The sequence below is a fragment of the Bordetella sputigena genome (genome assembly GCF_965137885.1).
Classification (GTDB): Bacteria; Pseudomonadota; Gammaproteobacteria; order Burkholderiales; family Burkholderiaceae_B; genus Bordetella_C; species Bordetella_C sputigena.
Window position 1 is genome coordinate 194241 of the sequence record NZ_CBCSCA010000008.1, and the last position, 20088, is coordinate 214328.

A 20088-nucleotide genomic window follows, 5' to 3' on the forward strand; every position below is an offset into this window, starting at 1 on the left:
CGATGGCGACTGTATTTCGCAGTTTCCTGCAAGGCGGCTTCGAGTGCTCGACGCTGAAGTTCCCGGACGGCAGGCGGCTGGACCTGCTGGAATCCACCGGCCACGCGCGCCACGCGCTGGCCGACTTCCAGGCCCTGTCCGCCTATGGCATCCAGACCGTGCGCGATGGCCTGCGCTGGCATCTGATCGAGCGGGAAGACGGCAGCTTCGACTGGCGCAGCGCGATCGGCCAGATCGATGCGGCCGTGCGCGGCGGAACCCAGGTCATATGGGATCTGTGCCACTATGGCTGGCCCGACCATCTCGATATCTGGAGCCCCGGATTTCCGCAGCGTTTCGCCCGCTACGCCGCGCGGGCCGCCGCCCTGATACGCGAGCGATGCCCGGGTACGCCCTTCTACTGCCCGGTCAATGAAATGTCGTACTGGTCCTGGGCGGGCGGCGAGATGAATCACTTCGGCCCTTGCGGCACGGGCCGCGGCGATGAACTGAAGCGCCAGCTCGCGGCATGTACCGTGGCCGCGATCGAGGCTATCCGCCAGGTGGATAACCGCGCCCGCTTCGTCCTGGCCGACCCCATGATCCGGGTGGCGCCGGCCGTGGCGGAAGACCGCGCGGCCGCCCATCACGCCACGCTGGCCCAGTACCAGGGCTGGGACATGGTGCGCGGCAGCATGGCCCCCGAACTGGGCGGCGCCGTGGACTACCTGGACATCGTCGGCGTCAACTTCTATCCCCATAACCAGTGGTACCTGAACGGCCCGACCATACCGCGGGGCGCGGCCGGCTATCTGCCCATGCGTGAGATGCTGGCCCGCGTGCATGCGCGCTATGAACGGCCCATCCTGATCGCGGAGACGGGCGCCGAGGGCGTATTGCGCGCGCCATGGCTGCGCTATGTCTGCGACGAGGCGGCGGCGGCGATGGCCCAGGGTGTGCCCATCCTGGGGATATGCCTGTATCCGGTCACCGACTACCCCGGCTGGGAAGACGACAGGCATTGCCCGACGGGACTGCTGGGCGTGCCTGACGCCGACGGACGCCGGGCCGTCGATATGGCGACGGCGACCGAGCTGCTGCGGCAGCAGCGCCGGTTTCGCGAATTGTCCGACATGCATGGCCAGGTCGCCGGCGCCATGCGCGCACATTGATTCGACGCCATCGATCCCTCGCCGTGGGGACTGCCCATCCGATACCCCTACATCCGATCCGCAGATCACACCTGACCTATGTCCGCCCATTCCATTCCATCCCGTCCACTGCCCTTCCTGTTCAGCTACGTCAAAGCCAGGCCGGGCAGCTTTTCCTGCCTGGCGCTGCTCATCGTCAGCGCGGCGAGCTGCGCGGTGGCCGTGCAGTACGGCATGAAGCTGATCGTCGACGCCATGGCGGAGCCTGACCGGGCCCGCGCCGACATCTGGCATCCGCTGGTTTTCTTCCTGGTGCTGATAGGCCTGGAAAGCGCATTGTGGCGCACGGCCGGCTGGCTGGGCTGCCGCACCATCGTGGCGTCCTGCGCCGATATGCGCATCGACCTGTTCGATCATCTGACCGGGCACTCCCTGCCCTTCTTCAAGCGTCACCTGACCGGCGCGCTGGGCAACCGCATATCGGCCACGGCAACGGCCAGCGCTTCCATCTACGGGACGATGACCTGGAACGTCACGCCGCCCTGCGTCGAATTCATCGGCGCGACGGTGGTGCTCTTGACCATAGACTGGAAGCTGGCCCTGGCGCTGACGATCTTCGTCGCGTCGGTGGCGCTGGTCATCGTGCTGTTCGGCATACGCGGCCGAAAACTGCATGAGACCTATGGCATGCACGCGTCGCGGGTCGGTGGCGAGATCATCGATACGGTGTCGAATATCTGGACGGTGCAGGCGTTCACCGCGCACCGGCTGGAACACGACAGGCTGAAGTGGCAGGTCGAGCAGGAGGCGCGCGCGCAGCGGCGCAGCTGGATGTACCTGGAGAAAGCGCGCGTGCTGCACGATATCTGCCTGTGGCTCATGGCGGGCTCCATGCTGTTCTGGGCCTTGTATGCCTGGCGCCGCGACGTCATGACGACCGGCGATGTGGTGGTCGTCAGCGCCCTGGCCTTCCGCATTCTGCATGGCTCGCGCGATCTGGCCCTGGCGCTCGTGGGCACGGCGCAGCAGTTCGGCGTGATCGGCGAGATGCTGGGCGTGGTGGCGCAGCCGCACGGCATGAAAGACCTGCCCGATGCGCGCATCTACCAGCCGCGTGGCGGCAGGATCGAATTCCATGACGTCCACTATGCCTATCCCGACGGCCACGTGGTGTTCCGCGGACTGGACCTGCGCATTCCCGCCGGACAGAAGGTCGGCGTGGTGGGCGCGTCGGGCGCCGGCAAGTCGACGCTGCTGAATCTGCTGCAGCGGCTGGACGACGTCAATCGCGGCAGCATTTTGCTGGACGGACAGCCGGTGGACGGGCTGACGCGTGACAGCCTGCGCGGCGCCATCGCGGTGGTGCCGCAGGACGTACCGCTGTTTCGCCGCACCATCATGGAGAACATCCGCTATGGCCGGCCGGATGCGACCGACGAGGAAGTGTACGAAGCGGCGCGGCTTGCGCATTGCGATGAGTTCATCGGCCGGCTGCCGGATGGCTACCATACGCTATTGGTCGAGCGCGGCGCCTCGCTATCAGGCGGGCAGCGCCAGCGCCTGTCCATGGCGCGCGCCTTCCTGAAGGACGCCCCCATATTGCTGCTGGACGAAGCCACTTCCGCGCTGGACAGCCGGTCGGAGGTGCGGGTGCAGCATGCCTTGACCGATCTGATGCGCAACCGGACGGTGCTGGCCGTGGCCCATCGGCTATCGACGCTGTCGTCCTTCGATCGCATCATCGTGCTGGACGACGGACGTCTTGTGGAAGACGGTCCGCCCAATGTGTTGCGCGAGCGTGGCGGGGTGTTCGCCACGCTATGGCGCATGCAGAGCCGGCAGGAGCCGCTGGAGGAAAATCTGTCGATGCAGTAGGCATCGCCACCTGGCCGCGCCGCACGGCCGCCGGAAGCATCAGTCCTTGCGGGCGCCTTGCAGCTCGGGAACATTGCCCGGCTCGCCGTACTGGGACAGCTGGTCCATGACCCGTTCCACACCCTCCACCGCCGATACGGCGGATACCAGCGCATCCCGCTGCGAGGCCAGCACATGACCGGTCAACAGCACGTTGCCGGCCGCGACGTTGACGTCCACGGCCCCCGGCGTGCTCAGGATTCGCCCTATCGCGGCACGGATACGCTCGTGGACCTTGCGGTCGCTGGCCGGCGCCTCGGCGGTGTCCAGCGCGTGCTGGGCCCGCGCGGCCATGCCGCGCATATGGTCGGCGGTCCATTGCGTCCGCCGCCGCAGGAAGCGCTGCATGTCGGCCGTGCGGCTGTCGAACTGGTCGCGCAGCAAGGCGCGGCGGCGCCGGCCCAGCTCAGGATCGAAGTAGTACATGGTGGCGGCGCCCAGCGCCGCGGCGACCAGGCAATCCAGTGTGTGGTTTTTCATGCTTGCTCCGCGAATGATGGGGTTAACTCGATTTGTTGCCGGGCTCGCGCGCGCGTTCTCCGCGGCGACGGCGCCAGGCATGCACCGCGTAGAGCGCCAGGCCGAAGGCGCCGTACATCACGGTCAGCGCAAGCGGTTGGAGCTGCCGTTCGAATCCTGGCGTCAACCGTTTCGGGGTCAGCTTCAGGTCGACGCCGGCGGCCACGGCGGCCACCGTCAGGGCGAGGGCCGCCGTACGCGGGGCGTAATGCGGGCGATCGAAGAGCAGATGCTCGAAGAACGCCGCCCAGAATACGGACGACGCATGATGAATGAGATAGCCGGGCACGGTGTGCCGCAGCGTGAAGCCCGGCTGGCGCAGCGATTCGTCGCGCCACAGCCAGTGGCTGGGCGCGTTGACGGGCGCCAGCGCGCTGCCGCGTTGGCGGTGGCCGCTGTAGGCCAGGACGGCCATGGTCGCCAGGCTGGCCACGCCGCCCGACCATAGCGCGGCGCTCGCCACCGCGCCGGCGCGGCCGCCGGCCACCGCGTGCATCGTCGAAGCGGGATGAAGGCCATACGGCGCCGCCGCGGCGGCGTCGGGACGATTTATGCTCATGCGCCGCCCACCGCCTTGATCACCTTGCCGGTCCCGCCGCAGTTGCCGCACTCGGCGCCGTCCTTGCGGCCGCTGCCGCCGCATTCGGGACATGGCGCTTCCCCGGTGCCGGCCGTGCCCGGCGGCGCCTGGTCGCCGGGATTCATGGAAGGGTCGTTCGTCTCTGTCATGTTGGCATCTCCGAATTTGGCCGGCGGGGTGGCCGCGAGCCGCCCATCGATACCGGACCGCAATGCCTGTACCCGGGGCTCGCACGGGCGGCGGGATGGGACGGCGTTCGTGCAAGCATGGGCAGGCCTTGCTTCATATCCTTCTTTGCCATGTCTTTTCGTCCGCGGGGCCTTGCACAGGCACGGCGACTGCGGCTCCGCCGCCTGTCGTAAGGTGTGAGAGCCGCATGAGGGTACTTTTGACCGGCGCGACCGGCTTCATCGGCAGCCGCCTGAGGGCGGCGCTGGCCGAACAGGGACACGAACTGCGCTGCGTAAGCCGCAGGCCGCCGGCATCGGCATCGGCATCGGCATCGGCATCAAAATCGTCGTGGGTGGCGCTGGACTTTTCCCAGGCGCTGTCGCCGGAACAATGGACGCAAGCCGTGGCCGGCTGCGACGTGGTCATCAATACCACCGGCGTATTCCGCTCCCGTGGCGCGGACACCCTGGACCGGATACATGGCGAGGCGCCCCGCGCCCTGTTCGACGCCGCGCGGCGGCAAGGCGTCGAACGCATCATCCATCTATCGGCACTGGGCGCCGACGAGCAAGCCGGCTCCGCCTACCACCGCAGCAAGAAGGCGGGCGACGACGCCCTGCGGCAGTGCGGCGTGCCGTACACCATCCTGCAGCCCTCGCTGGTCTTCGGCCCGGATGGCGCAAGCAGCCGCTTCTTCATGATGATGGCCAGCCTGCCCGTCATACCGCTGCCCGGCGGCGGCGACAACATGGTCCAGCCGGTGCACGTCGACGATCTGGTGCAGGCGGTCCTCGCGCTATTGTCCCTGCCCGCGGCCGACATGCCGGAGGTATTGCCCGTCATCGGCCCCACGCCCCTGCCCTTGCGCGCCTATTACGCAACCTTGCGCGCCGGGATGGACATGCGCCATCGGGCGCGGTTCCTTCCGATACCGCTGGCCGCCATGCGCCCCATGGCACGCATGGGCGACCGGCTCGGATTCGAGATGCTGAACAGCGAGGCCATCGGCATGCTGGCGCGCGGGAACACGGGCGATCCGCGGCCCCTTCGGCGCCTGCTCGGCAGGTCCGCCCGCGCACCCGCCGCATTCATCGACAGACCGTGGGCCCGACCCGCCGCCACGCAGGCGCGCGCGGCATGGCTGCTGCCTTTGCTGCGCTGGAGCATCGCGCTGGTATGGCTGCTTACCGCCTGTGTGTCGGCGTTTGGCTATCCGATCGCCGGCAGCTACGCGCTGCTGGACCGGGCCGGCGTGCCCGGCCCATGGCAGCCGCCCGCCCTATACGGCGCGATCGTGCTCGACCTGCTGCTGGGCATTTGTGTCCTGCTGCCTCGACGGCCACGCTGGATCTGGGCGGCCCAGGCGGCGCTGATGCTCGGATACACGGCCATCATCAGCCTGCGCCTGCCGGAGTACTGGCTGCATCCCTATGGGCCGCTGCTGAAGAACCTGCCCATGCTAGCCGCCCTGTGGTTGCTGGGCGAAATGGACGACCCGCCACGAGGGCCCTCCACGTCGCGGCGTCAGCGCTGAAAAGGAACCTGTGCCCGCCATGGAAATCGTGATCGTGAAGTGGATACACGTGCTGTCGTCGACGCTGTTGTTCGGCACCGGCATAGGCAGCGCCTTCTACCTGCTGGCGGCGACCCTGAACGGCGATGCCAGGGTAGTCGCGCCCGTCGCGCGCTTCGTCGTAAGGGCCGATTGGATGTTCACCGCGACGACCGCCGTCATACAGCCCGCGACCGGCGCCTGGCTGGCATGGCGTTACGGGATAGGAATGGATGCGACGTGGATACGCGTGTCCGTGATCCTCTACGTGATCGCGATCGCCTGCTGGCTGCCGGTGGTGTGGCTGCAGACCCGGCTGCGCGATACCGCACAGGCCGCGTTGCAAGCGGACGCTGCCGGATCCGGCAGCGCCGCGCCTAACGGCACCGCATCCGCCGGCGGCATACATGGTGGCGGCGCGACGGAACGCGGGGCCGTCGACCGCGCGCTGCCGGTGCGCCTGCCGGCCTCCTACCGCCGGTACTTCGCGATCTGGTTCGCCCTGGGAATACCGGCCTTCATCGCGTTCCTGGCGATCTTCTACCTGATGGTCGCGAAGACGCCTTAGCCCTGCCCCGCTACGCTACGCTCCGGCTTCCCGGCGCACCGCGTCGAACAGCGGCGCCAGCAAATAGGAGAAGGGAGTGGCGATGGCCACGTGCCGGTCCTCGTACCAGCCCGCCTGGTGCAGCAGGTTCAGCGTGCCCAGGGTCCGGCCCTCGATCACCACGGGTACGTTCAGCACCGAGTCGCACCCCAGCGACTTGATCAGCTCATGATCGAAGAACGCCCACTTGATGTCCTCCTCCGTGTTGCCGATATACGGTTGGCCGCGCTTGATGACCAGATCGCCCCACGGCGTCGGCCCCATCTTCTTCGCGCCGCTCACCGGATAAGCCTCCGGCTGGTTGCTGTAAAGCCGTATCACCTGCTGCGCATCCGGCGACGTATACAGGATGGTGAACAGCTTGTGGCCCACCAGTTCGCCCAATGCCTGGTCGATGCCGCGGAACAACCCCTCCNGTCCGCCCGCCACCGCCGCCGCGGCGCAGGATTGATGCAGCAACTGCAATGTTCTCGATTCCATATGGCTACCTATGCGTGATTGGGACTATGTGAGTGATCCGCGCCATGAAGACCCCCGCCGGGCCAAGGACGATGGCGGCTACGTCTCGCCGCGCGGGCCGGCGCCCGCCGGCCGTATCCGCTCCGGCAAGATGCCCTGCGGACGAACCTGCAATATGGCCACCAGCGCGGCGGCGATGATGAAATCCCGCAGGGCCGCCGCCTGCACCGCGGACAGCGCCGAGGTGAACTCCGCCAGCATGCGCGTGCCTTCCAGCAAGGCCATCACCAGCAGCGCGCCGACCACGGCGCCCAGGGGCCGGCTATTGCCGCCGGCCGTCGCGGCCAGGAAGACATAAATGGTCAGCAGCGGCGCCACCAGGTCCGGTGCGATATACGAGGTGAAATGCGCGTACAGCGCGCCGGCCAGGCCGGCCAGCGCCGTGCCGATGGCGAAGGCCGCCACCTTGTAGCGCGGCACGTTCTTGCCGGCCACCAGCGCGACCACGTCATCGTCGCGGATCGCGCGCAGCACGCGGCCATAGGGACTGGCGGCGATGCGTGCCAGCATCCACGCGGCCAGTGCGGCGATCAGCCAGGCGACCAGCAGATAGGCCGTGTTGAACCAGGGCCCCAGCTCGGCCTTCATCGGTCCCGGTATGCCGGAGATGCCTTCGGCGCCCTTGGTCAGCCAGTTTTCGTTGAGCGCGACCAGCCGCACCGTTTCCGCGAAGCCCAGCGTCACGATGGCCAGGTAATCGCCGCGCAGGCCGCGCGTCGCATACGTCATCACCACGCCGGCCGCGCCGGCCGCCAAGGCGCCCAGTACCCAGCCCGCCAGGATGGGCCAGCCCAGCCGCGTGGTGACGATGGCGGAGGCATACGCGCCCACCGCGAAGAAACCCACGATGCCCAGGTTCACCATGCCGGTGTAGCCCCAGATCACCGTCAGGCCCAGGGCCAGCAGGCAGTACACCGCCGCCAATGTCAGAGAGAACGCCAGATACGAAAGCATGGCTGTGCCTTAGCGCCGGCCCATCAGGCCCTGCGGACGGAAAGTCAGGAATACGAAGATCGCCACGAAGCCCACCGCGCTGCGGTAGGTCGGCGGCAGCCAGATCAGCGCGACTTCTTCGGCCACGCCTATCGCGACGGCGCCGATCACGGCGCCCGCCGGACTGGCCAGGCCGCCCAGCACGCTGGCCGCGAAAAAGGTCAACAGGAAACGGCTGCCCGTCAGCGGGTCGATACTGGTATCGATGCCCAGCAAGGCGCCGCCCACGCCGGCCAGGCCCATCCCCAGGAAGATGGTCAGCGCCGCGACGATATCGGGATCTATCCCTTTCAGCCGCGCCAGCGTGGGGTTGTCGGCCACGGCGCGCATCGCCTTGCCCATGCGCGTATAGCGGAAATACAGGAACAGGCAGGCCGTGACGGCGACGGCAATCGCCAGGTTCGCGAACTGCTGCGGACTGACCCGTATGCCGCCGATGTTCAGGTCGCGCATGATGGGCACGTCGAAGCTGCGCAGATCGTTGCCGAAGGCGAAACGCAGTATGGCTTCCAGCGCCAGCATGATCGCGATCGAAACGATCGCCACCGTCAGGCCGCCATCGGAGGACGGCACGCGCCGCAGGCGGCGCATGCCTATCCAGTCGCACGCCAGGCCCACCAGCCCGGCGCCGGCGAAAGCCACCGGTATGGTCGCGACAGGCGGCAGCCCGGCCCGGACGTTGGCCAGGTAGGCCAGATAGGCGCCCACGCTGGCCACGCCGGCCACCGCGAAATTGGGAAAGCGCAGCACCGCGTACATCATGGACAGGCCAACCGCGGGCAAGGCGATGGTGGCGCCGGCGATGATCCCGTTCGCCAGCGCTTGCAACAGCTCCGTCACGGGCGGTCCTTCAAGCGATTTTCAGCAGCACGGGCTTGCCGTCCCTGACCTGCTCGTAGCGGAAGCTGGCCTCGGCGACATCGCCGATATCCGTGAAGCGGCAAGGGCCGCTGGCGCCAACGTAATCGACGCTGCCGCCGCCGGCCAGGATCTTGATACCGGCCGCCGCATTGTCGACGCGCTGGCCGCCGTCCGCGGTGATCTTGCGTATCGCATCCTTGATGGCCGCGCCCGTCGCGGCCTTGGCCTGCGCCATGGCCAGGATCACCAGATTGGCGTGGTCATAGGATTGCGCGGTGTAGGGATCGGGGCTGTCCGAGTTGACGATTTTTTTCAGGCGCGCGTAGGCCGTGCCGTCGGCGGCGGGCGACGGCGCGATGGTGAAGATGCCCTCCACCGTATCCTTGGGCACCGACTCGATCAGCTGCTTGTTCACGGTGTAGGCGTACGACAGCATCTTGCCTTGATAGCCGGCGCGATACAGGTCCTTCACCAGCACCGACGTATCGGCGACGTAGCCGCCCAGCACCAGCATGTCGGGCTTGCCGGCCAGCGCCTTGTCGACCTCGGTGCGATAGCTGGCCTTCTTGTCTTCATAGACGACGGTGGTCACCGTGCCGCCGGCCGCCGCCAAGGCCTTGGCCATGTTCTCCGTCATGGACTGCACGAAAGGCGTTTGCGGCGATAGGTAAACGATCTTGCGGGCGCCCTGCGCGAGCGCGAATTCGCCGAACTTGCGGCCCTGCAGCGTGGTCGTGGGTTGCGTGCGGAACAGATAGCCCTGGTGCGGCAGGTGCGTCAGATTGTCGGCGCCGGATGCGCAGGCGATCACCGTCTTGCTTTCCCAGCACAAGGGCGCCACGGCCTGCGTGACGGGCGACGACCAGACGCCGATGATGGCCACCACCTTGTCGACGTCGATCAGTTTGCGGGCCGCCCGCACCGCGGCCTCCGGATTGGTCTGGCAATCTTCGCGCACCAGTTTTATCTGCCGGCCCAGCACGCCGCCGGCCGCATTGACTTCTTCGACCACGGCGGCGATGGCTTGCTGCATCGGCGGGCCATATTGCGCGCCCGACCCGGACAGCGGCGACAGCGCGCCCAGCACGATCGGACCGGTATCCTGCGCGTAGGCGTGGCGCAGGACATAAGGCTGGGCGCCCAGCGCGGCGCCGGCGGTGGCCAGCTTCAGGAAACGGCGGCGGTACGGGAGGTTCGACATGGCGGGGTCCTCGAAGCTTCGAAAGTCAGCGATGTGACGGTTGACGGGTGTCGGCGCCGCCCAGGAACATGCGGCGGGTTTCCGGGTCGGCGGCCAGCTCGCGCGCGGCCCGGTCGGCGCGCTTGGCGCCGCTGACCATGACGATGCCGCGATCGGCAATATCCAGCGCGGCCAGCGCGTTCTGTTCGATCATCAATATGGTCAGTCCGCCATCGGCCAGTTCGCGGACGGTATCGAACAGGACTTCGCAGGCCGCGGGCGACAGGCCGGCGGACGGCTCGTCCAGCAGCAGCATGCGCGGCTCGCCCATCAGCGCCATGGCCATCGCGACCACTTGCCGCTGGCCGCCGGACAGCGTGCCGGCCGGCGCGCGGCGCTTGTCGCGCAGCACGGGAAAGCGCTGGTACATGGCCTCGATGCGCGCTTCCTCGCCGCGGCCGTGCAGATAGGCGCCCATTTCCAGGTTCTCGCGCACCGTCATGCCGCCGAAGACATTGTTTTCCTGCGGCACGAAGCCGATGCCGGCGCGCGCCCGCGCCAATGGCGTTTGCGTCGCCAGATGGCGGCCTTCCAGCTCGATGCTGCCTTCGGCGGCGTGATGCAGGCCGGCGATCAGTTTCAGCAAGGTGGATTTGCCGGCGCCGTTGGGACCGACCACCACGACCAGTTCACCGGGATGGATGTCCAGGTCCACGCCTTTGACGACGCGGTCCGTGAGCGTGTAGCCGCCGGCCAGGCCGCGCACGCGCAACAACGGCGCGGCGTTCATTGCGTCGCCCTCGCCGCGTGCCGGCGGCCCAGATAGGCGTCCTGCACCGCGGGATTGGCGATGACCTCGTCATAGCTTCCGCGCGTCAGGAAGGCGCCCTCGGCCATGACCACGACGTCGTCGCACAGCAGCCGCACCAGCTCCAGGTCGTGTTCGATCAGCAGCACCGTCAGGCCGTCCTCGCGCAGGCGCGCAAGCTGTCCGGCGATCTCGCGGGCCAGGGTGGGATTGACGCCCGCCATGGGTTCGTCCAGCAACAGCATGCGCGGCTCGGCCATCAGGGCGCGGCCGATTTCCAGCAGTTTCTTCTGTCCGCCGGATATGTCGACGACCAGGTGGTCGAGCACGTGGCTGAGTTTCAGCCGCCCGGCCACCTGGAAGGCCTGTTCGCGCAGCGCTTCCTCCCTGCCGCGCGCGGCGGCGCTGCCCATGCAGGCGGCGAGCAGGCCCTCGCCTGGCTGGTGTTTGCCGTACAGCATCAGGTGCTCGAACACCGACATGCGGGGAAAGCCACGCGCCAACTGGAAGGTGCGCACCAGCCCGGCGCGCGCGATGCGGTCGGCACGCCAGCCCAGGATGGAATCACCCTTGAACTGCACCGAACCGCTGGCGCGCGGCAGCAGGCCGGTAACGCAGTTGAACAGCGTGGTCTTGCCGGCGCCATTGGGGCCGATGAGCCCCGTAATGGCGTTTTCGCGCACCGTAAAGGTGGCGTCGTTCAGCACCCGCAGACCGCCGAAGCGGACGTTCAACTGCCTGATATTCAGCACCGGCCGGTTCCTGCGACAGGCGGGCGGCCTCGGGAACTGACATGCCCGCCCAGGATTGGATCCAATATCCTGGATATACTAGTCGCGATATCGCCGGCGCCGCAATCGCTCGCCCATTAGGGATTTCCCCCCTGCCGATTTCGCCGCCCGCCATCCTTGCTCGTGCATCGGCAAGCACTCTCCTGGAAGCGCCATGGTAGATACGCCCGCAGTTCCGCCGCCCCTTCCCCTGCTTTTCACGCCGCTGAAGCTGCGCTCCGTCACGCTGCGCAATCGCATCGTGGCGTCGCCCATGTGCCAGTACCACTCCGTGGACGGCGGGCCGGGGGCGTGGCAGATGGTCAACTTCGGCAAGTTCGCCGTGGGCGGCGCGGCGCTGGTGTTCGGCGAGGAAACCGCGATCGAGCCGCATCGCCGCAAGACCTATCAATGCGCGGGACTGTGGAATGACGACCACGTCGCCGCGTATCGCCGCATCAACGAGTTCATCCTGGAACAGGGCGCGGTGCCGGCGGTGCAGCTGGGGCATGCCGGGGGCAAGGGATCCTGTCATGGCGCGCTGCGGGATTTCGCGCCGCTGACCGACGCCGGCACGGATGCCGGCACGCCGCCATGGATATGCATGGCGCCCAGCCTGCGTGAACCGCCGCCGGCCTGGCCGAAGATGCGCGAAATGGACGCCTCGGATATACGCCGCCACATGCGGCACTGGAAGGAAGCCACGGCGCGCGCGGTCGACGCCGGCTACCAGGTCCTGGAGATCCATGGGGTGCACGGCTACATCATCCACCAGTTCCTGTCCCCCCTGACCAACCGCCGGCGCGACGGCTATGGCGGCTCGCTCGAAAACCGCATGCGCTTCGCGCTGGAGGTCGCGGAGACGGTGCGCGCCGCGTGGCCGGACCCCCTGCCCTTGTTCTTCCGCGTGTCCGCGGTGGACGGGCGCGGCGGCATATGGGATATCGAAGATACCGTCGCGCTGGCTACCGCGCTCAAGGCGCGCGGCGTCGATGTGATCGACTGCTCATCGGGCGGGCTGTCCGGCACGACCGCCATGCCGGTCGTGCGTCGCGTGCCTGGCTACCAGGTGCCTTTCGCCGAAGCCGTGCGCCAGCGCACGGGATGTCCCACCATGGCGGTGGGCCTGATCACCGAAGCCGCGCAGGCGGAAGCCATTCTGCAGGCAGGCCAGGCCGACCTCGTGGCGCTCGCGCGCGAACTGATCTGGAATCCGAACTGGCCCGCGCATGCCGCCGTGCGCATGATGGGCCAGGACGCCTACCGGCTGCTGCCGCCGGAGCAATCGGTGCGCTTGATACGCCGCGAGGTGATCGCCGCGATGCCGCTGAACCGGACCGGCGCGCCCGCCTCGCCCGGCGATGAGGCATTGAGCGAACGCATCTAGGCGGCCTCTTCACACTCCGGTCGCGGCGCGACGCGAGCGGCGACGCGGCGCCGTCTCGTCGAGTAGCTTCGCCGTACGCTTGCGCGCCGCCGGACGCTGGGCCGGCCGCGCCCCGCGCGACATGGCCTGCCGCCGCAGCAAGGCCGCGAAGGCACGGCTGGCGCGCGATTGCGGCAGCTCGCTATTGAACAGGAGGCCGGGCGTGCGCATGGGGGTGGGATTCTCCAGCGGGATCACGCGCAGGGCCGGGTTCAGCGCCGCGGCGCCGGCGACCGCGATGGTGCCTACCTGCATGCGGCCGGCCAGGCCGACCATCGCGGCGATCGAATTCAATTCCGCGATCACCACCGGCTCGGCGCCGGCGGCGGTAAAACACTCATCCAGCATGCGCCGCGTCGAAAACCCCTGCGGCAGCAGCACCAGCGGTTCCCGATGCAGTTCGATCATGCGTATGCGGCGGCGCTCGGCCAGCGGATGATGCTGGCCCACGATCAGCACGAGCTCTTCGTTGAACCAGGGTTCGAACTGCAAGGCGCTGGACGGGGCCGGCCGGTAGCCCACCCCGAAATCGAGTTTGCCGGCCTCCAGCTGCGCCGCGATGGCGTCGGCGGGCAGCTCCTCCACGATGATCCTGACGGCGGGACTTTGCTGCAGGAAGCGCGCCACGCAGTCCGGGATGAATTCCAGATTGAAGGTGTGGGTGGTGCCGATGCGCACTTCGCCCATCATGGACGCCGTATCGCGTTTCAGCTCGCCCAGGCCCATATCCACTTCCTTCAAGGCGCGCGCGGCATAGGCCACGAACGATTCGCCGGCGGGCGTCATCACCACGCGCTTGCCGATACGCTCGAACAGGCGCTGGCCGACTTCATCCTCCAACTGTCTGATCTGGTGCGACAGCGTCGACTGCGTGACGTGCACGCGCTCCGCCGCGCGGGTGAAATTCAAGGAGCCCGCCAGGGCGATGAAGTACCTGAGGTGCCGCAATTCCACGTTGTCTCCCCGCCCGTTTATGTCTTGTGTTCCGCCCAATGATCGATGACGTCAATAATAAATCCTCAAATTAATCATTTCCATCTTTCAGCGGCGCCGGATAGTCTGCCGACCTGTCAGGAATGGAGGCAAAGAAGCACATGGCCAAGGTACTGGACGGCATTACCGTCATCGAACAAGGGACCTTCATTACCGGCCCGGCGGCCGGCATGCTGCTGGGCGACCTGGGCGCCGACGTCATCAAGGTCGAGCAGCCGGAAACGGGCGACCCTTTCCGCGCGTTCAAGGGCGGCCTGTACAGTCCGCATTACCAGACCTACAACCGCAACAAGCGCAGCATCGAGCTGAACGTCAAGAATGCCGAGGACGCCGCGCTGTTCGACGACCTGATCCGCGGCGCCGACGTCTATATCCAGAACTTCCGGCCCGGCGCGGCCGAGCGCATGGGCGCCGGCGCGGAACGGCTGCGCGAGCTCAATCCCCGCCTGGTGTACTGCGCCATCAGCGGCTTCGGCCAGACCGGCCCGGCCGCCGGCCGCCCCGCCTACGACACCGTCGCCCAGGCCGCCAGCGGCTTTCTGAACCTGCTGGTCAATCCCGCCAATCCGCGCGTGGTGGGCCCCGCCATCGCCGATGCGTTGACAGGCTTCTACGCCGCCTACGGCATCCTGGGCGCGCTGGTGGAACGCGCGCGCACCGGCGTCGGCCGCGTCGTCGAGGTGTCGATGCTGGAGGCCATGTGCCACTTCAACCTGGACGCTTTCACGCATTTCTTCGCCCAGGGCGAGATCATGGATCCCTACAGCCGGCCGCGCGTATCGCAGTCCTATGCGCTGGCCTGCGCCGACGGCAAGAAGGTCGCGCTGCACATGTCCTCGCCGGAGAAATTCTGGCGCGGCCTGGCCGATGCCATGGAACGGCCGGACATCCTGGCCGATGCCCGCTTCGCCACGCGCGAAGGCCGCATCGCCAACCAGGAAGCGCTGATCGACATCCTGGGCGGCGTCTTCGCCGGCCGCACGCGCGAGGAATGGTGCCGCCGCCTGGCGGAACACGACGTGCCGCACGCGCCGATGTACGACACGGCCGAAGCCCTGCGGGATCCGCAGGCGCTGCACATGCAACTGGAAGTGGAAGCGACGCACCCCAAGCTGGGACCGTGGCGCACCGTGCGGTCGCCCGTCAGCTTCGACGGCGAGCGCCCCACGACCGTCACGCCGCCGCCACTGCTCGGCGAACACAATACGCAGATCCGCGCCGAGCTTGCGCAGGCGCGGGCCACGACTTCCGATAAGGACCCATCATGAAAATCGGCAAGGCCACCATCCCTCGTACCGCCATCTGCACGTCCGACGAACACACCATCGTCGTGCGCGGCGAAGACCTGTGCAAGGACCTGATCGGCCAGATATCGTTCACCGATTACTTCCATCTGCTGGTCACGGGACGGCGTCCCGATGCCGCCGCGACCACCGTGCTGAACGCCACGCTGGTCGCCATCGCCGAGCACGGCTTCGTGCCCAGTGTGCAAGCCGCGCGCATGACGCTGGCGGCCGCGCCCGACGCCCTGCAAGGCGCCGTGGCGGCTGGCCTGCTGGGCTGCGGGTCGGTCATCCTGGGCGCGTCCGAAACCGCCGGCCGGCTGTTCGCGGAAATCCGTGAGACGGCGGCGGCCCAGGGCATGGACATCGACCCGGCCGCGCAAGTCGTCCTCAAGCGCTACGCCGCCGAGGGCAAGGCGATCCCGGGCTATGGCCATCCGCTGCACAAGGAACGCGATCCGCGCGTGGCCCGCCTGTTCGAAGTGGCGCGCGCGGGCGGCGCGGGCATGGAATACGTCGATATCGCCGAGGCCGTCGAACGCCAGATCCCGGGCGTCATCGGCAAGGCGCTCAAGCTGAATGTCTCCGCCGCCATTCCGGCGGTGCTGCTGGGCGTCGGCTTCCCTTTGCAGGCGCTGCGCGGCGTACCGCTGCTGGCGCGCGCCGCCGGCCTGATCGCGCATCTGAACGAAGAATTCCAGCAGCCGGCGGGCTTCGCCTTGTCCTACCAGGCGACGCGCGAGCTGCAGTATGAGGGCGAGGTACCGGCCGGATTCGGCAAGTCCGGACACTGAACACGACGTACACCGCGCGAGCCGGCGACCGGCTCCGCGAGCGGACCACGCGCCCTGATTCCGCAGCGCCGGTCCGACAACAGGCACGATCACAAAAACGGAGACAAGCACGATGAAAACATCGGCCCCTACCGCCGGCGGCACGCAGCCGGCCCGCGACACCCTCACCAATACGTCCGGCGCCGCGCAATGGCGTCGTCGCACGCCCGCGGATTCCGGCCGGCGCGCGTTTTCGGCCCTGGCCCTGACCCTGGGCCTGGCCATGGGCGCCCTGGCGCTGATCACACCGCCGCAAGCGCTGGCCGCGGACTATCCGGACCACCCGATCAAGATGATCGTTCCCTTCGGCGCCGGCACCACCACCGACAGCGTGGCGCGCATCATCGGCGACGCCATGGCCAAGTCGCTGGGCCAGCCGGTCATCGTCGAAAACCGCGCCGGCGCCGGCGGCTCCATCGGAACCGAATTCGTGGCCCGCGCTCCCGCCGATGGCTACACGCTGGTGATGGGCACGGTAGGCACGCACGCCATCAACAAGGCCCTCTACCACCGCCTGGGCTATGACCCGATCCGCGACTTCGCCCCCATCGCCATGCCGGGATCGACGCCCACGCTGCTGGTGGTCAGCGCGGCATCGCCATACAAGTCCCTGAAAGACCTGGCCACCGCCGCGGCGCAGCCCTCGGGCATCAGCTTCGCATCGGCGGGTACGGGGACCTCGGGCCATCTGGCCGGCGAGCTGCTGAAATCACGCCTGGGCGGCACCATGGTGCACGTGCCGTACAAGGAAGGCAGCCAGGCCCTGACCGACGTCATGTCGGGCCAGGTGCAGTTCATGTTCTACCACCCCATCGCGGTGCTGCCGCAGATCAAGGCCGGCAAGCTGCGGGCGCTGGGCACCTCGGGCGCGCAACGCAGCGCGGCCGCGCCGGACGTGCCCACGATCGCCGAGCAGACCGGCAGCGATTTCAATCTGGTGGCATGGTTTATGGTCTATGCCCCGGCCGCCACGCCCCCGGCGGTGCTGCAGAAACTGCGCGAGGCGACCGACGGCGTCCTGGCCGACCCGGCCGTCGCCGCCAAACTGCAGGGCCAGGGCGTCGAAAAAGGCAACGTCCCGGCCTCGGGGCTGGATGCCTTCGGACGCGAGGAACTGGCCAAATGGTCGAAGCTGGTCAAGCAGTCCGGCGCGCAGGTGGATTGACCTCCGCAAGCTCATCCACGCCCACAGGAATGCGGATTGCGCATCACGGCGGGTTTTTCAACGTCGTGAGCGAGGTCATCCATGGAAGGCACCAATCTGCATACCGGCGCTATGCCGGCATCGCTGGGCAAGCGCGAGTCTTTTGGGTCGGCGGTCTCCTGGGGCGCGGTCCTGGCGGGCGCCTTCGTCGCCGCCGCGACCTATCTGATGCTGCTGCTGGCAGGGGCGGGCTTCGGCTTCGCGTCGATGTCCCCGTGGGGCGATGAAGGCGCTTCGGCGCGCACGCTCGGTATCGGCGTCATCATTTGGCTGGTCATCATCCAGATCATTTCCGCCGGCCTGGGCGGCTATATCGCCGGCCGCATGCGCACCAAATGGGTGGATGTCCATTCCGATGAGGTCTTTTTCCGCGATACCGCGCATGGCTTCCTGGTGTGGGCCGTGGCGGCGGTGGTCAGCGCCTTCCTGCTGGGCTCGGGCGTATCGTCGGCGGTAAGCGGCGCCGCCAAGGTCGGCGCCAGCGCGGTTTCGGGCGTCGGGGCGGCCGCGGTATCGGCGGCCGCATCGGCGTCGGGCAATGGCGGCGGCGCGGGCGGTATGCAGGGCCAATCGGCGCAGTACTTCGTCGATACCCTGTTCCGTTCCGATCGCCCCGATGCGACGCAGGGCGACGCCGCGAAGGCGGAAGTCGGCCGCATCGTGGCGGTGAGCATCGCGCGCGGATCCATCACGCCGGAAGACAAAACCTATGTGGCGCGCGTCATCTCTACGCAGACCGGCGTCGACCAGCCCACCGCCGAAAAGCGCATCGACGACGCCATGAACCGCGCCAAACAGGCGGCCGACGAAGCCGCCCGGAAGGCGCGCGAGGCCGCCGACCAGGCCCGCAAGGCCGCGGTCGGATTCGCGCTGTGGGCCTTTATTTCCATGCTGATCGGCGCCTTCTCGTCGACCTATGCCGCCACGCGCGGCGGACGCACGCGGGACGCCGTACTGTAAAGCGAGGCGTCAGCGCGCCGCCACGCGGGCGAAGTGACGCGCCAGGGCCGCATTGAAGGCGGCGGCATTCTCGATATTCGGCAGATGTCCGGCATCCGCGATCATTTCCAGCACGGCGCCGGGGATACGCTTCGCCAGGCTGGACATTTCCTCCGGCAGCACGCCGTCGTTATCGCCGCAGACCAGGGTGACCGGTAGCCGTATGCCAGCCAGGCCGGCGAGGAAATCGAAGCGCTTCAGCGCCATGGCGGTACCGGCGAAGCCTTCCACCGGCGTATCGCAAATCAGCCGATGCACCGCGCGCGCCTCTTCGGTTTCGCGCGCCGCGGCGCCGAACCAGCGCGCAACGGTCGGCGACGCCAGCGCCTGCATGCCTTCCGCCCGCGCCAGCGCGATCCGTTCGTCCCAAGGACGCGCGAACGACTCCGGCGCATCGGCGCGCGCGTCGCAGATGACCGCGCTGGCCAGGCGCCGGGGATGCCGCGCGGCCAGATCGAACGCGACGATGCCGCCCAGCGACAGGCCGACGAAGTGAACCGCCTGGATATTCATGGCGTCCAGCAGCCCGATCACGTCGTCACCCAGCTGGCGCACGGTGTACGGCGCGGGCGACACTGTGCTGGCGCCATGGCCGCGGGCATCGTAGGCGATCACGCGGTAGCCGGCGCGGCACAACATATCGAACTGCGGCCGCCACATGGCGTGCGTGGTCATGATGGAATGGCTGAACAGCACGCACGGTCCGGTGGCCGCGCCGCCTTCCACGATGGCGAAACTCGCGTCGCCCGTTTCAACCCTGCGCGGTCCTTGCATGGCCGTGCCGGCCAGGGCGGCGGATGCGGTGATATGGGATTCGGTCATAGGGAAAACTCCGTAGGGAGCCAAGCATACCGTGTCTGAATTTCCTTGTTTCCCGGTGTGCGGCGTCATCATGGCCCTGCCGGAAACGCCGCGCGCGCCCGCCGCCGCGAGCCGCGGCCGGCCGCGGCCATTGACGCCCACCCGGGCACGGTGCTTATAATTTATGGAAATTTGCTTATTTCTATAAGAAATTAGCCAACTGATCCGCGATCCCGGAGTCCGCCATGATCCTGCGCCAATTCATCGACGCCGCATCCTCCACCTACACCTATCTGATCGCCACGGCCGCGGGCGGCGAGGCGCTGATCATCGATCCGGTCAAGGAACACTGCGCCGCCTACGCGACGCTGCTGCGGCAGCTGGACGTGCGCCTGGTGCATGCCATCGATACCCACACGCATGCCGACCACATCACCGCCCTGGCGGACCTATCCGATGCGACGGGTTGCGTCACCGTGATGGGCGAATACACCAAGGCGGACTGCGTCGCGCGGCGTGTCGTGGATGGCGAAATCCTGCGCGTCGGCGACATCGAGCTGCAAGGCATCTTCACCCCCGGCCATACCGAGGAGTCGTTCAGCTTCGTGCTGAATCCGGCGCGGCCGATGGCGGTCTTTACCGGCGACGTACTGCTGATACGCGGCACCGGCCGCACCGATTTCCAGGGCGGCGACCCGCGCCGTTCCTGGGATTCCATCGTCAACAAGCTGTTCCGCCTGCCCGACGACACCATCGTCTATCCCGCGCACGATTACCGCGGCTGCACCGCGTCGACGATAGGCGAGGAAAAGCACTACAACCCGCGGCTGGCCGGCAAGACCGAAGCGGAATACGTCGCCATCATGAACGGCTTGAACCTGCCCCGCCCCCAGCTGATGGATATCGCGGTGCCCGCCAATCTTGCCTGCGGGCGCGCCTGACGCG

The 20088-nt window shown here is 67.9% G+C and carries 21 protein-coding genes; 10 read left to right on the forward strand and 11 right to left on the reverse strand.

Annotated elements, in window-relative coordinates:
* The first annotated feature begins 2 nt into the window (after nt 1-2).
* Together ACNA0R_RS17035 and ACNA0R_RS17040 are read left to right on the forward strand one after the other, a co-directional pair.
* Nucleotides 3-1151 (forward strand): beta-glucosidase, encoded by a 1149-nt coding sequence (locus ACNA0R_RS17035; RefSeq protein ID WP_415827227.1) that lies wholly within the window; start codon nt 3-5, stop codon nt 1149-1151.
* Between the two features lie 78 nt (nt 1152-1229).
* On the forward strand, nt 1230-3005 hold the full coding sequence (locus ACNA0R_RS17040) for an ABC transporter ATP-binding protein (protein WP_415827228.1): 1776 nt from the start codon (nt 1230-1232) through the stop codon (nt 3003-3005).
* Between the two features lie 39 nt (nt 3006-3044).
* On the opposite strand, the gene ACNA0R_RS17045 is transcribed toward ACNA0R_RS17040, so the two are convergent.
* Genes ACNA0R_RS17045 through ACNA0R_RS17055 form a run of 3 tightly spaced genes read right to left on the reverse strand, consistent with a single transcriptional unit; the run spans nt 3045 to nt 4292 of the window.
* Entirely contained in the window at nt 3045-3524 is a 480-nt protein-coding gene (locus tag ACNA0R_RS17045) for a BON domain-containing protein (protein ID WP_415827229.1), read from the reverse strand.
* A gap of 22 nt (nt 3525-3546) precedes the next feature.
* Nucleotides 3547-4122 (reverse strand): hypothetical protein, encoded by a 576-nt coding sequence (locus tag ACNA0R_RS17050; protein ID WP_415827230.1) that lies wholly within the window; start codon nt 4120-4122, stop codon nt 3547-3549.
* Nucleotides 4119-4292, reverse strand: a complete 174-nt coding sequence (locus ACNA0R_RS17055; RefSeq protein ID WP_415827231.1) for a hypothetical protein — start codon at nt 4290-4292, stop codon at nt 4119-4121. The genes ACNA0R_RS17050 and ACNA0R_RS17055 overlap by 4 nt, the downstream gene beginning before the upstream one ends.
* 227 nt (nt 4293-4519) lie before the next feature.
* On the opposite strand from ACNA0R_RS17055, the gene ACNA0R_RS17060 reads away from it, so the two are divergent.
* Together ACNA0R_RS17060 and ACNA0R_RS17065 are read left to right on the forward strand one after the other, a co-directional pair.
* Nucleotides 4520-5848 carry an NAD(P)H-binding protein gene (locus ACNA0R_RS17060; RefSeq protein ID WP_415827232.1) on the forward strand — a complete coding sequence of 443 codons (1329 nt, stop codon included), beginning with the start codon at nt 4520-4522 and terminating at the stop codon, nt 5846-5848.
* Nucleotides 5849-5867: 19 nt separating this feature from the next.
* Entirely contained in the window at nt 5868-6434 is a 567-nt protein-coding gene (locus ACNA0R_RS17065; protein WP_415827233.1) for a DUF2269 family protein, read from the forward strand.
* A gap of 15 nt (nt 6435-6449) precedes the next feature.
* On the opposite strand, the gene ACNA0R_RS17070 is transcribed toward ACNA0R_RS17065, so the two are convergent.
* The 6 genes from ACNA0R_RS17070 to ACNA0R_RS17095 all read right to left on the reverse strand — a co-directional run bounded on the left by ACNA0R_RS17070 (nt 6450) and on the right by ACNA0R_RS17095 (nt 11586).
* Nucleotides 6450-6881 (reverse strand): GAF domain-containing protein, encoded by a 432-nt coding sequence (locus tag ACNA0R_RS17070; protein ID WP_415827328.1) that lies wholly within the window; start codon nt 6879-6881, stop codon nt 6450-6452.
* A gap of 150 nt (nt 6882-7031) precedes the next feature.
* Complete coding sequence (locus ACNA0R_RS17075; RefSeq protein ID WP_415827234.1) at nt 7032-7946, reverse strand: branched-chain amino acid ABC transporter permease; 915 nt, start codon at nt 7944-7946, stop codon at nt 7032-7034.
* A 9-nt stretch (nt 7947-7955) separates the two neighbouring features.
* Nucleotides 7956-8825: a branched-chain amino acid ABC transporter permease gene (locus ACNA0R_RS17080; RefSeq protein WP_415827235.1), complete on the reverse strand. Its 870-nt coding sequence runs from the start codon at nt 8823-8825 to the stop codon at nt 7956-7958.
* A 10-nt stretch (nt 8826-8835) separates the two neighbouring features.
* Nucleotides 8836-10047 carry an ABC transporter substrate-binding protein gene (locus ACNA0R_RS17085; protein ID WP_415827236.1) on the reverse strand — a complete coding sequence of 404 codons (1212 nt, stop codon included), beginning with the start codon at nt 10045-10047 and terminating at the stop codon, nt 8836-8838.
* A gap of 25 nt (nt 10048-10072) precedes the next feature.
* Nucleotides 10073-10816 carry an ABC transporter ATP-binding protein gene (locus ACNA0R_RS17090; RefSeq protein ID WP_415827237.1) on the reverse strand — a complete coding sequence of 248 codons (744 nt, stop codon included), beginning with the start codon at nt 10814-10816 and terminating at the stop codon, nt 10073-10075.
* Nucleotides 10813-11586 carry an ABC transporter ATP-binding protein gene (locus ACNA0R_RS17095; RefSeq protein WP_415827238.1) on the reverse strand — a complete coding sequence of 258 codons (774 nt, stop codon included), beginning with the start codon at nt 11584-11586 and terminating at the stop codon, nt 10813-10815. The genes ACNA0R_RS17090 and ACNA0R_RS17095 overlap by 4 nt, the downstream gene beginning before the upstream one ends.
* A gap of 193 nt (nt 11587-11779) precedes the next feature.
* Between ACNA0R_RS17095 and ACNA0R_RS17100 the strand changes: the two genes are divergently transcribed.
* Nucleotides 11780-12991, forward strand: coding sequence for an NADH:flavin oxidoreductase/NADH oxidase (locus ACNA0R_RS17100; RefSeq protein WP_415827239.1), 1212 nt, complete (start codon nt 11780-11782; stop codon nt 12989-12991).
* A gap of 9 nt (nt 12992-13000) precedes the next feature.
* On the opposite strand, the gene ACNA0R_RS17105 is transcribed toward ACNA0R_RS17100, so the two are convergent.
* On the reverse strand, nt 13001-13984 hold the full coding sequence (locus ACNA0R_RS17105; protein WP_415827240.1) for a LysR substrate-binding domain-containing protein: 984 nt from the start codon (nt 13982-13984) through the stop codon (nt 13001-13003).
* Between the two features lie 140 nt (nt 13985-14124).
* Here ACNA0R_RS17105 and ACNA0R_RS17110 point away from each other — a divergent pair, with 140 nt between their 5' ends.
* The 4 genes from ACNA0R_RS17110 to ACNA0R_RS17125 all read left to right on the forward strand — a co-directional run bounded on the left by ACNA0R_RS17110 (nt 14125) and on the right by ACNA0R_RS17125 (nt 18303).
* Nucleotides 14125-15291: a CaiB/BaiF CoA transferase family protein gene (locus ACNA0R_RS17110; protein ID WP_415827241.1), complete on the forward strand. Its 1167-nt coding sequence runs from the start codon at nt 14125-14127 to the stop codon at nt 15289-15291.
* Nucleotides 15288-16100 carry a citryl-CoA lyase gene (locus ACNA0R_RS17115; protein WP_415827242.1) on the forward strand — a complete coding sequence of 271 codons (813 nt, stop codon included), beginning with the start codon at nt 15288-15290 and terminating at the stop codon, nt 16098-16100. Before ACNA0R_RS17110 ends, ACNA0R_RS17115 begins: the two co-directional genes overlap by 4 nt.
* Nucleotides 16101-16212: 112 nt before the next feature.
* Nucleotides 16213-17304 carry a Bug family tripartite tricarboxylate transporter substrate binding protein gene (locus ACNA0R_RS17120; RefSeq protein WP_415827243.1) on the forward strand — a complete coding sequence of 364 codons (1092 nt, stop codon included), beginning with the start codon at nt 16213-16215 and terminating at the stop codon, nt 17302-17304.
* 81 nt (nt 17305-17385) lie between these two features.
* Entirely contained in the window at nt 17386-18303 is a 918-nt protein-coding gene (locus ACNA0R_RS17125; protein ID WP_415827244.1) for a hypothetical protein, read from the forward strand.
* 9 nt (nt 18304-18312) lie between these two features.
* Here ACNA0R_RS17125 and ACNA0R_RS17130 read toward each other — a convergent pair whose 3' ends face one another.
* Nucleotides 18313-19164, reverse strand: a complete 852-nt coding sequence (locus tag ACNA0R_RS17130; RefSeq protein ID WP_415827245.1) for an alpha/beta fold hydrolase — start codon at nt 19162-19164, stop codon at nt 18313-18315.
* A 224-nt stretch (nt 19165-19388) separates the two neighbouring features.
* Between ACNA0R_RS17130 and ACNA0R_RS17135 the strand changes: the two genes are divergently transcribed.
* Complete coding sequence (locus ACNA0R_RS17135; RefSeq protein ID WP_415827246.1) at nt 19389-20084, forward strand: MBL fold metallo-hydrolase; 696 nt, start codon at nt 19389-19391, stop codon at nt 20082-20084.
* Nucleotides 20085-20088 lie beyond the last annotated feature (4 nt).

Coding starts and splice junctions, on each gene's coding strand:
- ACNA0R_RS17130 (WP_415827245.1), bottom strand. CDS start 19,164: ATGACCGAATCCCATATCACCGCATCCGCCGCCCTGGCCGGCACGGCC.
- ACNA0R_RS17115 (WP_415827242.1), top strand. CDS start 15,288: ATGAAAATCGGCAAGGCCACCATCCCTCGTACCGCCATCTGCACGTCC.
- ACNA0R_RS17110 (WP_415827241.1), top strand. CDS start 14,125: ATGGCCAAGGTACTGGACGGCATTACCGTCATCGAACAAGGGACCTTC.
- ACNA0R_RS17035 (WP_415827227.1), top strand. CDS start 3: ATGGCGACTGTATTTCGCAGTTTCCTGCAAGGCGGCTTCGAGTGCTCG.
- ACNA0R_RS17075 (WP_415827234.1), bottom strand. CDS start 7,946: ATGCTTTCGTATCTGGCGTTCTCTCTGACATTGGCGGCGGTGTACTGC.
- ACNA0R_RS17040 (WP_415827228.1), top strand. CDS start 1,230: ATGTCCGCCCATTCCATTCCATCCCGTCCACTGCCCTTCCTGTTCAGC.
- ACNA0R_RS17050 (WP_415827230.1), bottom strand. CDS start 4,122: ATGAGCATAAATCGTCCCGACGCCGCCGCGGCGGCGCCGTATGGCCTT.
- ACNA0R_RS17060 (WP_415827232.1), top strand. CDS start 4,520: ATGAGGGTACTTTTGACCGGCGCGACCGGCTTCATCGGCAGCCGCCTG.
- ACNA0R_RS17065 (WP_415827233.1), top strand. CDS start 5,868: ATGGAAATCGTGATCGTGAAGTGGATACACGTGCTGTCGTCGACGCTG.
- ACNA0R_RS17090 (WP_415827237.1), bottom strand. CDS start 10,816: ATGAACGCCGCGCCGTTGTTGCGCGTGCGCGGCCTGGCCGGCGGCTAC.
- ACNA0R_RS17135 (WP_415827246.1), top strand. CDS start 19,389: ATGATCCTGCGCCAATTCATCGACGCCGCATCCTCCACCTACACCTAT.
- ACNA0R_RS17045 (WP_415827229.1), bottom strand. CDS start 3,524: ATGAAAAACCACACACTGGATTGCCTGGTCGCCGCGGCGCTGGGCGCC.
- ACNA0R_RS17085 (WP_415827236.1), bottom strand. CDS start 10,047: ATGTCGAACCTCCCGTACCGCCGCCGTTTCCTGAAGCTGGCCACCGCC.
- ACNA0R_RS17055 (WP_415827231.1), bottom strand. CDS start 4,292: ATGACAGAGACGAACGACCCTTCCATGAATCCCGGCGACCAGGCGCCG.
- ACNA0R_RS17120 (WP_415827243.1), top strand. CDS start 16,213: ATGAAAACATCGGCCCCTACCGCCGGCGGCACGCAGCCGGCCCGCGAC.
- ACNA0R_RS17100 (WP_415827239.1), top strand. CDS start 11,780: ATGGTAGATACGCCCGCAGTTCCGCCGCCCCTTCCCCTGCTTTTCACG.
- ACNA0R_RS17125 (WP_415827244.1), top strand. CDS start 17,386: ATGGAAGGCACCAATCTGCATACCGGCGCTATGCCGGCATCGCTGGGC.